Below are 11,513 nucleotides of genomic sequence, written 5' to 3'. Positions count from 1 at the left end.
CAGAAGCTGGCCGCGCAGCTGCCCGGCGCGCAGGCGGTGGACTGCATCGCCGCGGTCGGCGGCGGCGGCGCGCCCGGGGTCGAGTTGCCGAGCGCCGCGGTCAGCCTGCCGGAGTCCTGCGCCGCCCCGCTGCGCGTCGGCACGCCCGCGGTGGTCGGGCGGCTCGAGGGCGGCCGCTGCCTGCTCGACCTGCGCACCGTCGCCGCTGACGACGACGACCTGCTGGTCAAGGCGGTCCTGGCGTGTACGTCGTAGCGACCGCCGGCCACGTCGACCACGGCAAGTCCACGCTCGTCGAACGGCTCACCGGAATGTGGCCGGACCGGCTGGCCGAAGAGCAGCGCCGGGGGCTGACCGTCGACCTGGGCTTCGCGTGGACGACGCTCGACGGCCGCGAGGTCGCGTTCGTCGACGTGCCCGGCCACGAGCGGTTCGTCGCCAACATGCTGGCCGGGGTGGGACCCGTCCCGGCAGTGATGTTCGTCGTCGCCGCGACCGAAGGCTGGATGCCGCAGTCCGACGAGCACCTCGACGCGCTGCGGGCGCTTGGGGTGCGGCATCTGCTGGCGGTGATCAGCAAGGCCGACCTCGCCGACCCGGCCCGCGCGACCGCCGAGGTGAGCGAGCGGCTGCCCGACACGCCGGTGGTGCTCGGAACGGACCTCGAAGCCGTTCGCGCAGCGGTGGTTTCGCTGATCGACGCGCTGCCCGTGCCGGACCGTGACGCCGATGTGCGGCTGTGGGTGGACCGGTCGTTCACGGTGCGCGGCGCGGGCACGGTGGTGACCGGGACGCTGGCGGCGGGCACGCTGCGCGTCGGCGACGAACTCGAACACGCCGGCCGCCGGGTCACCGTCCGCGGTCTGCAGTCGCTGGGCCGCGACCGGGACGAGGTCGGGGCGGTCGCGCGGGTCGCGGTGAACCTGCGCGGCCTCGACCGGCAGCAGATCGGTCGCGGCGACACCGTGCGCACGCCGGGGGCGTGGCTCGACACCGCCGAAATCGACGTGCTGCTACGGCAACCCGGTGAACTGCACCGGCAGCTGGTGCTGCACATCGGGTCGGCGGCGGTGCCGGTGCAGGTGCGTCCGCTCGGTGAGTCCGGCGCGCGGCTGCGGTTGGCTCGGGCGCTGCCGCTGCGGGTCGGCGACGTCGGGCTGCTGCGCGACCCGGGCGAGCACCGGATCGTCGCGGGCGTCTCGGTGCTCGACGTGCGGCCACCGGCGCTGCGACGGCGCGGCGCGGCCCGCGAACGCGGCGAGGAACTGGCCGCCGGGCGGGTGCGGCCACCGCCGTGTGTTCTGGCGACCGAGTTGCGCGCCATGGGTTTTGACGCCAATGGCACCCGGGTCGGCGAGTGGGTCGTCGACGACGACTGGTGGGCGCAGCGGCGTCGGCAGATGCTCGCGGCGCTGGACGCGTGGACGTCCGGGCACGACATCGCGGCCGGGATGCCGCTGGAGGCGCTGCGCAGGCAGAGCGGGCTGCCGGCGGCCGAGCTGCTGCCGGCGCTGCTCGACGGCACCGGACTGCAGGTGGTCGACGGCGTGGTGCGCCGACCCGACGCGGGGCTGCCCGAGCGGGTGGACAAGGCGGTGCGCACGGTGGAGCAGTGGTTGGCCGCCGAACCGTTCCGCGCGCCGGAGGCCGACGAGCTGGCCGACCTGCGCCTGGGCCCGCGCGAACTCGCCGCGGCGGTGCGCGCCGGGCGGCTGGCCAGGATCGCCGACGGCGTGGTGCTCGGCCCCGACGTCTACGACCGCGCCGCGAAAGTCCTTGCGGGGCTTGCCCAGCCGTTCACCGTCGCCCAGGCCAAACGCGCGTTGGGTACCACCCGTCGGGTCGCGGTGCCGCTACTCGAGCAGCTCGACGCCCGCAAGGTCACGCGCCGCGCCGCCGACGGCACCCGCACGCTGCTCTGACCGCGAGTCAGCTGGCCCGGACCAGCTCCACAACCGGGATCACCCGCCGCGTCTTGCGCTGGTAGTCGCCGAACTGCGGTTCGACCGCGACCTGCTTGGCGTAGACGTCGTCGCGTTCCTGTCCGGTGAGGACCCGCGCGGTCGCCGGAAAGGTCTCGCTGCCCAGTTCCACCGTGATGTCCGGGTGGGCCACCAGGTTGTGATACCAGTCGGGGTTGGTGTCGGCGCCGCCCTTGCTGGCGAAGATGTAGATGCGGTCGCCGTCGAGGTAGGGCACCAGCGGGGCGATCCGCTCTGTGCCGCTCTTGGCGCCGAAGTGATGCACCAGCACCAGCGGTTTGCCCTCGAACACCCCGCCCGCGCGGCCGCCGGTCTCCCGGAACTCACGGATGACGTTACGGTTCATCTCATCGAAACCAGTTGTGGTCATGCGGGTTTCCCTTCAAGATCGTCGGCTGGAAAGTCGGCGGGGTAGGGCTGGCCGTAGTCGGCCGACCGTCCGACCGCCGCCCATTTGCGGTCGTCGGCCAGCAGCTTCTCGTCGTGGCTCAGGGTGCCGTCGACGGCGGTGACCCCGATCGGCAGGTGGTACGGAATATCGTTGCGGGCAGCCATTTTCACCAGTATCTCGGCGGCCCGCTGCGGATCACCCGCGGTGATGGCGTCGCTGCCCCGCACGGCGTTCATCGCCCCGACGGTATCGGCATAGAGTTCGGGGATCGCGTCCACGGTCATCGACGAGCCGGCCCAATCGGTGGCGAACCCGCTCGGTTCCACGACGAGCACCCGCACACCGAACGGTGCCGTCTCGGTCTGCAGCACACGGGAGAACCCGTCGATGGCGAACTTGGCGGCCTGATAAGACGCGATGCCGGGTGACCCGCCGACGCGGCCACCCATCGACGAAAACTGGATGATCAGCCCGCCGCCCTGGTCGCGCAGCACCGGGATCACCGCCTTCGACACGTGGTACACACCCCAGAAGTTCGTCTCGAATTGCCGCCGGAAGTCGTCCTCATCGCCGGTTTCGATCGGTGCGACGTTGGCGTAGCCCGCGTTGTTGACGACGACATCGACGCGGCCGAAGTGAGCGCGCGCCGTCGTGATCGCGCGAGAGACTGCGGCGGGATCGGTCACGTCGAGCGCCACCGGGAACACGGTGTCGGAACCGTATCTGGCGATCAGATCGTCGAGGTGCTCAGGTCGGCGGGCGGTCGCCGCTACCTGGTCCCCGTTGCGTGCCACCGCCTCGACCAGTGCGCGGCCGAACCCGCGCGACGAGCCGGTGACGAACCAAACTGTCATCGCAGTGTCCTTTCGTTGTGCAGGTGGGCGGTGCGGGCTTCGGCCCCGATTTCGTCCACCAAGCCGGTGCGCAGCAGGACGTCCCCGGGATTGACCGTCGCGGCGTGTACGCGCAGCCGCACCTGTGTCAGGCCGCCGTACGCCCGCACACCCACCGCCGTCATCATCGGCACGGCTACAGCCCCAGTTCGGTGAGTCCCGGATGGTCGGCGGGCCGCGGGCCGGAGCGGTCCCAGTGGAACAGCCGCTGTTCCTCGTCGATCGCGACGTCGTTGATGCTGGCGTGCCGGGTTCTCATCAGCCCGTCGGCGGTGAACTCCCAGTTCTCGTTGCCGTACGCGCGGAACCACCGCCCGTCGGCGTCGTGGTACTCGTAGGCGAACCGCACCGCCAACCGGTCGTCGCCGTAGGTCCACAGTTCCTTGATCAGCCGGTACTCGAGCTCGCGCCGCCATTTGTCGGTCAGGAACTCGACGATCTGCTCGCGGCCCTGCACGAACGTCGACCGGTTGCGCCACCAGCTGTCCGGCGTGTAGCCGAGCGCGACCCGTTCGGGTTCGCGGGTGTTCCACAGGTCCTCACCGGCGCGGACCTTCGCGACCGCGGTGTCGTGGGTGAACGGCGGAATCAACGGGCTCATCTGGGCTCCCTACTGTCGGTGCTTCCATCGTGAACGCGCCGCGCGCGCCGCAGCTTCCCGCGTCAGCGCACCGCCTTGATCACCTGCACCAGGTTGAACTGCCACCGCTGCACCAACCGCAGGCCGAGGTCGTGGGTGACGGCGAACGCGCGGGTGCTGCCGAACAGCGGTCCGGGTGGAATCGCCACACCCGTCTCGTGGACAGGTGCGAGGGGGTCGGCCTGGGTGACGATCCACACCGTCGCGCAGCGTTCGAGCGGCCCCACCGACGCCTCCGGGATGAGGTTGGTGTCGAACACGGCGCGGGTGTCGGTGGCCCGTTGCCACAGGCTGACGTCGATCAGCGGACGGTACGCGTCGGGGCGGGCGGCCAGCAGCGGGCGCATCGGCGCGGGATGGAACGTGACGGTGTCGTTGACCAGCAGGCAGTCACCGGGAGCCGCCGAGGCGGTGATCAGGTCGGCCACCGGGCTGTAGTCCATACCGTACTTCGCGTACGGACCCCGTTGCACCGCAACATGATTGTGTGCTGCGACGACGGCGAACAGCGCGACCACCGTCGCCGCGATCCACCCCGACCTGGCCAGCGCGACGATGCACACCCCGAGCAGCAACGCCATCGCCGGCGCGGTGAAGCACAGGTAGCGCGGCGTGTAGAGCGGCTCGGCGATCGCGGAGTACGCGACGATCACCGTCGTCGGAAACACGATCCACCCGACCGCCAGCGCCACCGCCGCCCGCTCACCCGAGTCGAACCGCGCGGTCGCCCACACCGCCGCCGCGGCCACCACGACCAGCGCCGCCAGCACCGCGAAATACGGGCTGCGGTCGAAATACTGCTGCACCGCAACGTCTTCGAACGTCCGCAAGCCGATCGGCGTGATCCACGCGACCTGCTTGGCCTGCCCCGCCACCACCGCGACAAACGGCGCCGTCACCACCAGCGCGGCAGACGACGCCACCGCGAACCGCACCCAAGCGCGCCGCGCGAACATCACCACGAACACCGCGTGCGCGAACACCAGCAGCGCCAGGTACACGTCGAGCACCACCGACACGCCGAGCAACGCACCGTAACCTACCCACAGCCAACGGGATTCGCGCCGGCACGCACAGACCAGCAGCACCGCCAGCCACACCGCCGCGGTCATCGACAGCGCATACGGCCGCGCCTCGATGCCGGCCCAGGTGCTGCGCGGCAGGATCGCGCACATCACCCCGGCGACCACCCCGACGGTGCGCGACGTCAGCTGTGTGCCCAGCACCATCACCCCGGCCGCCGCGGCGCCGACCGCCAGGCCGCTGGGCACCCGCGACCAGAACTCGGTCGGCGGGACCACCGAGAACCAGCCGTGCATCAGCACGTAGTAGAGGCCGTGCACGGCGTCGACGTCGCGCAGCATCTGCCACAGCTCGGGCAGCGACCGGCTGTAGGACGCCGAGATCGTGGCGGCCTCGTCGTACCAGAATGACGGGCGACCCGCGCCGGCGAGGCTGACCGCGGCGCCGAGGACGGCGACCAGCAGCGGGGCCATCCACGGCCGCCGCAGCTCTACCAGACGCGGATCCAGTCGACCAGCATCACCGACGGGTACGGGGCGCGCGCGGGATCGCCGCCGCCGCTACCACCGACCGCCAGGTTGAAGATCGCCTGCATCCAGTAGCCGGGGATGCCGAACGGCCACCGCAGGTCACCGGGCCGGCCGTGCACCGGAATCGGGTTGTTGTTGACGGTGAAGTACGGTTCGGCGCCGTCGACGTAATCGCGCCAGAACTGGAAGCCTTCCTCGCCCCAGTGCACCCGCCAGGTGTGCCAGGCGGGGTCGACGAGTTCGGGGATCGACTTGCCCTTCCACGTCTTGCCGTTCGACGCGGCGTGCACGGTGGTGCCGGGCGGCCACAACCCGTTGCCGTAGTACTCGACGATGTCGACCTCGCCGTCGGGCAGCGGGTCCTGGTTCAGCAGCCAGTAGGCCGGCCACAGCCCGGGGTGCATGCAGTCGAGCTTGATGCGCGCTTCCCAGGTGGTGCCGATCTGGCCGCGGAAGTGGCTCATGACGCGGCCGCTGAAGTACTGGTCGCCCTCGCGCGTCGCGCACAGCACGAGGTTGGAGTTGCCGTCGACGAACACGTTGCGGCGGTCGTCGCGGTAATGCCCGGCCAGCGGCGGGGTCACCGGGTCGTCCCAGTTCTGGATGATCCACTTCGACGGGTCGGGTGCCGAGCCGGCCGGGCCGTCGAACTCGTCGACGAACAGGTACGAACCCGCGGCGGCGACCGGTGGCTGCGCAGGTGGGGCGGGGCGCAGCGGCGACGCGTTGGCCAGCGGCGCGGACATGGTCGCGCCGATCGCGGCGACTCCGGTCATCATCATCAGGCTGCGACGGTCGATTTCGGCCACAGCAGAACCATAGAGGGTTCACAGCTGACTCGCGCCGAGATCTCACGCGCTGACAATCTGTGGCACTGTTTGATGGAGGCATCTCCGGGTAAGTCCGGCCGTGAGTGGTTCAAGGAGGCGCAGTGGACATCAAGGGTCTGTTCCAGTCGTGGCCGGTGTACCGGCAGCTCACCGGTGAGGACCGGCTGGGTCGCGGCCGGGCCGCCCAGTCGAAGCGCTCGTTCGAACTGACCCCGCGCACCGTCGAGGCCGACCGGGTCGCGCACTCGGTGTGCCCGTACTGCGCGGTCGGCTGCGCGCAGAAGGTCTACGTCAAAGACGAGAAGGTCATCCAGATCGAGGGCAACCCCGACAGTCCGGTGTCGCGAGGTCGCCTGTGCCCCAAGGGTTCTGCGAGCAAGCAGCTGGTCACCGGGCCGCAGCGGCTGACCAAGGTGCGCTACCGCCCGCCGTATGCCACCGAGTGGCAGGAGATCGACCTGGACACGGCGATGAACATGGTTGCCGACCGGGTGCTCGACGCGCGCGAGAAGGGCTGGCAGCAGTTCGACGCCGACCGCAACACGCTGCGCCGCACCATGGGCATCGCGAGCCTGGGCGGCGCGACGCTGGACAACGAAGAGAACTACCTGATCAAGAAGTTGTTCACCGCGTTGGGGGCGCTACAGATCGAGAACCAGGCGCGTATTTGACACAGCGCCACGGTTCCCGGTCTGGGAGCCTCCTTCGGTCGCGGCGGGGCGACGGACTACCAGCAGGATCTCGCTAACTCGGACTTCATCGTGATCATGGGTTCGAACATGGCCGAGGCCCATCCGGTGGGGTTCCAGTGGGTGGTCGAGGCCAAGGCCCGCGGCGCCCGCGTCGTCCACATCGACCCGCGGTTCACCCGGACCAGCGCGCTGGCCGACCAGCACCTGACGCTGCGCGCCGGCAGTGACATCGCGTTCCTCGGCGGGGTGATCAACTACATCCTGAGCAACGACCTGGACTTCCGCGAGTACGTCACGGCCTACACCAACGCGTCGTTCATCGTCGACGAGCGGTTCCAGGACGCCGAGGACCTCGACGGGCTGTTCTCCGGCTACGACGACGAGACCGCCTCCTACGACCCGACGACGTGGCAGTACGAGAAGACCGACCCCGAGGGCGGCGGATCCGGCGCCAAGGAGCAGGCCGCGCCGGACCAGCAGGGGTCCGGTGGTGCGCCGATCGACCATACGGCGCAGACGATTCCGAACGACCCGACGCTGCAGCACCCGCGCTGTGTGTTCCAGATCCTCAAGCGGCACTACGCGCGCTACACCCCGGAGATGGTCGAGCGGGTGTGCGGTGTGTCCGCCGAGGATTTCCTGGACATCGCGCGGGCGTGGACGCAGAACTCGGGCCGCGAGCGCACCGCCGCGCTGGTGTACAGCGTCGGGTGGACGCAGCACACGATGGGCGCGCAGTTCATCCGGGCCGGGTCGATCATCCAGTTGCTGCTGGGCAACATCGGCCGCCCCGGCGGCGGGGTGTTCGCGCTGCGCGGGCACGCCAGCATCCAGGGCTCCACCGACGTGCCGACGCTGTTCAACCTGCTGCCCGGCTATCTCGCGATGCCGCACGCCGGTCAGGAGACGCTGACGCAGTACGTCGACGACATCCGCGGCAAGAACCAGAAAGGCTTCTGGCACAACGCCGATACGTACATGGTGTCGCTGCTCAAGGAGTACTGGGGCGAGCACGCGACCGCCGAGAACGACTTCTGCTTCGACTACCTGCCGCGCATCAACGGCGACCACGGGACCTATCGCACGGTGATGGACATGGTCGACGGCAAGGTGTTCGGCTATTTCCTGCTGGGGCAGAACCCGGCGGTCGGGTCGGCGCACGGCCGGTTGCAGCGGCTCGGCATGGCCAACCTGGACTGGCTGGTGGTGCGCGACCTCGTCGAGATCGAGAGCGCGACGTTCTGGAGGGACGCCCCTGAGATCGAGACCGGCGAGATCAGCCCCGAGACGTGCCGCACCGAGGTGTTCCTGTTCCCGGCCGCCTCACATGTCGAGAAGTCCGGCACGTTCACCCAGACCCAGCGCAAGCTGCAGTGGCGCGAGCAGGCGGTCGAACCGCCCGGCGACGCCCGCTCGGAGTTGTGGTTCTTCTACCACCTGGGCCGGATTCTGCGCGAAAAGCTCGCCGGCTCAACGGATGAGCGAGACCGCCCGCTACTGGACCTGTCGTGGGACTACCGGATGCACGGCGACGAGCCGTCGGCCGACGATGTGCTGCGGCGCATCAGCGGGGTGGATCTGACGACCGACCGCGCCGTCGACAACTACCTGTCGCTCAAGGCCGACGGCTCGACGATGTGCGGCTGCTGGATCTACAGCGGCGTGTACGCCGACGAGGTCAACCAGGCGGCCCGGCGCGAACCGCACGACGACGCGCAGTGGGGCTGGGTGTGGCCGATGAACCGCCGCGTGCTCTACAACCGCGCGTCGGCCGATCCGCAGGGCCGGCCGTGGAGTGAGCGCAAGAAGCTGGTCTGGTGGGACGCCGATAAGGGGGAGTGGACCGGTTACGACGTCCCGGACTTCGAGAAGACCAAGCCGCCGGGCTACCAGCCGCCGGAGGACGCCGTCGGCGTGGCTGCGCTGCGCGGCGACGACGCCTTCGTGATGCAGGCCGACGGCAAGGCGTGGCTGTTCGCGCCGAACGGGGTGCTCGACGGGCCGATGCCGACGCACTACGAACCGCACGAGTCGCCGATGGCCAACGCGCTCTACAAGCAGCAGGGCAACCCGGCGCGCAAGGTGTACGGGCGCGCGGACAACCCGTCGAACCCGTCGCCGCCTGAACCGCACGGTGACGTGTTCCCGTTCATCTTCACCGCATCCCGCCTCACCGAGCACCACACCGCGGGCGGGATGAGCCGTCAGCTGCCGTATCTGAGCGAGCTGCAGCCGGCGCTGTTCGTCGAGGTGTCCCCGGAGCTGGCCGCCGAGCGGGGACTGACGCACCTGGAGTGGGCGCACGTGGTCACCAGCCGCGCCGCGGTCGACGCGCGGGTGCTCGTCACCGACCGGATGCGGCCGCTGCGTCTCGAAGACCGTGTCGTGCATCAGATCTGGATGCCATACCACTGGGGCGGCTCGGGCCTGATCGACGGTGACGTGGTCAACGACCTGCTCGGCGTGGTGGCCGACCCGAACGTGTTCATCCAGGAGAGCAAGGTCGCGACGTGCGACATCCAGCCCGGCCGGCGGCCGCGGGGTCCGGCGCTGCTCGAGTACATCGCGATGTACCGGGACCGGGCCCACATCACCGTCGACACCGGCACCACGCTGGACACCACCGGGGCATCCACCGAGCACACCGAGGAGACGCCTTGAGCGGCAACAGTTTCTACGGTCCGCTGGACGACGTCGCTGGCGAGGCGGGCTACGGCGAGCACCCGCCGCGGATGGGGTTCTTCACCGACACCTCGGTGTGCATCGGCTGCAAGGCGTGCGAGGTGGCGTGCAAGGAGTGGAACAACGTCCCCGTCTCCGGGGAGGGGGACGGCTACAACCTGCTGGGCATGTCGTTCGACAACACCGGTGAACTGGGCGCGAACTCGTGGCGGCACGTGGCGTTCATCGAGCAGCCGTCCCCTCAGCGGGTCGACCTCGGCATGCCGGGATTCGAACGCCCCGGCGACACGATGAGCGCCGAGACCCGCCAGGACTTCCGCTGGCTGATGAGCAGCGACGTGTGCAAACACTGCACCCACGCCGGGTGCCTGGACGTGTGCCCGACCGGCGCACTGTTCCGCACCGAATTCGGGACCGTCGTTGTGCAGCAGGACATCTGCAACGGGTGCGGCTACTGCGTGTCGGGTTGCCCGTACGGGGTGATCGAGCGGCGCGAGGGTGACGGCCGCGCCTGGAAGTGCACGCTGTGCTACGACCGGCTGCGCGACGGGCTCGAACCGGCGTGTGCCAAGGCGTGCCCGACGGACTCCATCCAGTTCGGGGTGCTCGACGAGCTGCGTGAGCGGGCGGCGTTGCGGGTCAACGAGTTACACGAGCGCGGGATCACCGAGGCGCGGCTGTACGGCGAGGACCCCAACGACGGTGTCGGCGGCGACGGGGCGTTCTTCCTGCTGCTCGACGAGCCGGAGGTCTACGGGTTGCCGCCCGACCCGGTGGTGCCGACGCGCGACATCGGCGCGATGTGGCGGTACGCGGGGATGGCGGCGTCGGCGTTGGTGGGGATCGCGGTGTCGGCGTTCGTCGGGAAGCGAAGCTGATGCCGCGCGAACAGCTCAACGTGCCGAAGGCCGAGTTCCGGTCGTACTACGGCAGGCAGATCCTCAAGACGCCCGTGTGGGACTGGAAAATCGCGGCGTACCTGTTCTGCGGCGGGTTGTCGGCCGGGTCGGCGATGCTGGGGGCCGGCGCCGACTTGACCGCCCGGCCGCGGCTGCGCAAGGTGAGCCGGATCGGTTCGCTGGTCAGCGTTTTGGCGAGTTTGTATTTCCTGATCGCCGACCTGGGCCGGCCGGAGCGGTTCCACCACATGCTGCGGGTCGCGAAGCCGAGTTCGCCGATGAGCATGGGGACGTGGATGCTGTCGGCGTACGGGCCGGGCGCCGGGCTGGCCGGGGTCGCGGAGATGATGCCGCGGCGGCTGCGCCGGAAGTGGGTCGGCCGACTGGTGGCTTGGGCGGCGCGACCGGCGGGGGTGTGGGCGGCGGCGACCGCGCCGGGGGTGGCATCGTACACCGCGGTGTTGTTGTCGCAGACCGCGGTTCCGGCGTGGCGGGAAGCGCACCGGTATCTGCCGTTCGTGTTCACCGGGTCGGCGGCGGCCAGCGGCGCCGGGCTCGGAATGCTGTTGGCGCCGTATGAGGAGACCGGTCCGGCGCGACGCATGGCGGTGCTGGGCGCGGGGCTGGAGGTCGCGGCGTCGCGGGCGATGGAGCACAACATGGGGATCGAGGGTGAGGCGTATACGACGGGACGCCCGCACCGGTTGCGCCAGCTGTCGGAGGTGTTGACGGTCGGGGGAGCGGTCGGTGCGGTGCTGGGCCGCAACCGCGCGGTGACGGCGGTATCGGGGGCCGCGCTGCTTGTCGGCAGCGCGCTGCAGCGGTTCGGGGTGTTCGAAGCCGGCGTCGCGTCGACCCAGGACCCCAGGTACGTGGTGGTCCCGCAACGCGAGCGCCTCAACGCCTCCTCGCGAGCAGACGCAAAGTGACCTCAAATCCCGCGAAAATAGG

General features: G+C 70.1%; 10 protein-coding genes and 1 pseudogene. 5 read left to right on the top strand and 6 right to left on the bottom strand.

Annotated features, from left to right (window positions below; all coding sequences use genetic code 11):
• Together BHQ18_RS24945 and BHQ18_RS24940 are read left to right on the top strand one after the other, a co-directional pair.
• Positions 1 to 255: pseudogene (locus BHQ18_RS24945) on the top strand (L-seryl-tRNA(Sec) selenium transferase); the annotation flags it as partial.
• Positions 243 to 1,922, top strand: a complete 1,680-nt coding sequence (locus BHQ18_RS24940; RefSeq protein WP_069416334.1) for a selenocysteine-specific translation elongation factor — start codon at positions 243 to 245, stop codon at positions 1,920 to 1,922. The pseudogene BHQ18_RS24945 and the gene BHQ18_RS24940, both read left to right, overlap by 13 nt.
• Positions 1,923 to 1,929: 7 nt before the next feature.
• Here BHQ18_RS24940 and BHQ18_RS24935 read toward each other — a convergent pair whose 3' ends face one another.
• The 6 genes from BHQ18_RS24935 to BHQ18_RS24915 form a co-directional block, all read right to left on the bottom strand.
• On the bottom strand, positions 1,930 to 2,352 hold the full coding sequence (locus BHQ18_RS24935; protein WP_069416333.1) for a nitroreductase/quinone reductase family protein: 423 nt from the start codon (positions 2,350 to 2,352) through the stop codon (positions 1,930 to 1,932).
• Entirely contained in the window at positions 2,349 to 3,227 is an 879-nt protein-coding gene (locus tag BHQ18_RS24930) for an SDR family NAD(P)-dependent oxidoreductase (RefSeq protein WP_069416332.1), read from the bottom strand. Before BHQ18_RS24930 ends, BHQ18_RS24935 begins: the two co-directional genes overlap by 4 nt.
• Positions 3,224 to 3,400, bottom strand: a complete 177-nt coding sequence (locus tag BHQ18_RS30330) for a hypothetical protein (RefSeq protein ID WP_205866188.1) — start codon at positions 3,398 to 3,400, stop codon at positions 3,224 to 3,226. The genes BHQ18_RS24930 and BHQ18_RS30330 overlap by 4 nt, the downstream gene beginning before the upstream one ends.
• A gap of 2 nt (positions 3,401 to 3,402) precedes the next feature.
• Entirely contained in the window at positions 3,403 to 3,867 is a 465-nt protein-coding gene (locus tag BHQ18_RS24925; protein ID WP_069416331.1) for a nuclear transport factor 2 family protein, read from the bottom strand.
• A gap of 62 nt (positions 3,868 to 3,929) precedes the next feature.
• Positions 3,930 to 5,402, bottom strand: a complete 1,473-nt coding sequence (locus BHQ18_RS24920) for a glycosyltransferase family 39 protein (RefSeq protein ID WP_069416330.1) — start codon at positions 5,400 to 5,402, stop codon at positions 3,930 to 3,932.
• 17 nt (positions 5,403 to 5,419) lie between these two features.
• Positions 5,420 to 6,259 (bottom strand): glycoside hydrolase family 16 protein, encoded by an 840-nt coding sequence (locus BHQ18_RS24915; RefSeq protein WP_069416343.1) that lies wholly within the window; start codon positions 6,257 to 6,259, stop codon positions 5,420 to 5,422.
• Positions 6,260 to 6,390: 131 nt separating this feature from the next.
• Here BHQ18_RS24915 and fdh point away from each other — a divergent pair, with 131 nt between their 5' ends.
• Genes fdh through nrfD form a run of 3 tightly spaced genes read left to right on the top strand, consistent with a single transcriptional unit; the run spans position 6,391 to position 11,491 of the window.
• On the top strand, positions 6,391 to 9,642 hold the full coding sequence (gene fdh, locus BHQ18_RS24905) for a formate dehydrogenase (RefSeq protein ID WP_109789404.1): 3,252 nt from the start codon (positions 6,391 to 6,393) through the stop codon (positions 9,640 to 9,642).
• Complete coding sequence (locus BHQ18_RS24900; protein ID WP_069416327.1) at positions 9,639 to 10,541, top strand: 4Fe-4S dicluster domain-containing protein; 903 nt, start codon at positions 9,639 to 9,641, stop codon at positions 10,539 to 10,541. Before fdh ends, BHQ18_RS24900 begins: the two co-directional genes overlap by 4 nt.
• On the top strand, positions 10,541 to 11,491 hold the full coding sequence (gene nrfD, locus BHQ18_RS24895; RefSeq protein ID WP_069416326.1) for an NrfD/PsrC family molybdoenzyme membrane anchor subunit: 951 nt from the start codon (positions 10,541 to 10,543) through the stop codon (positions 11,489 to 11,491). The genes BHQ18_RS24900 and nrfD overlap by 1 nt, the downstream gene beginning before the upstream one ends.
• Positions 11,492 to 11,513: the final 22 nt, after the last annotated feature.

This window comes from Mycolicibacterium flavescens (genome assembly GCF_001722335.1).
In the GTDB taxonomy this organism is placed as follows: Bacteria; Actinomycetota; Actinomycetes; order Mycobacteriales; family Mycobacteriaceae; genus Mycobacterium; species Mycobacterium flavescens.
The sequence above is the reverse complement of the archived record's forward strand: the minus strand, read 5'-3'. Positions and strand labels throughout refer to the sequence as shown.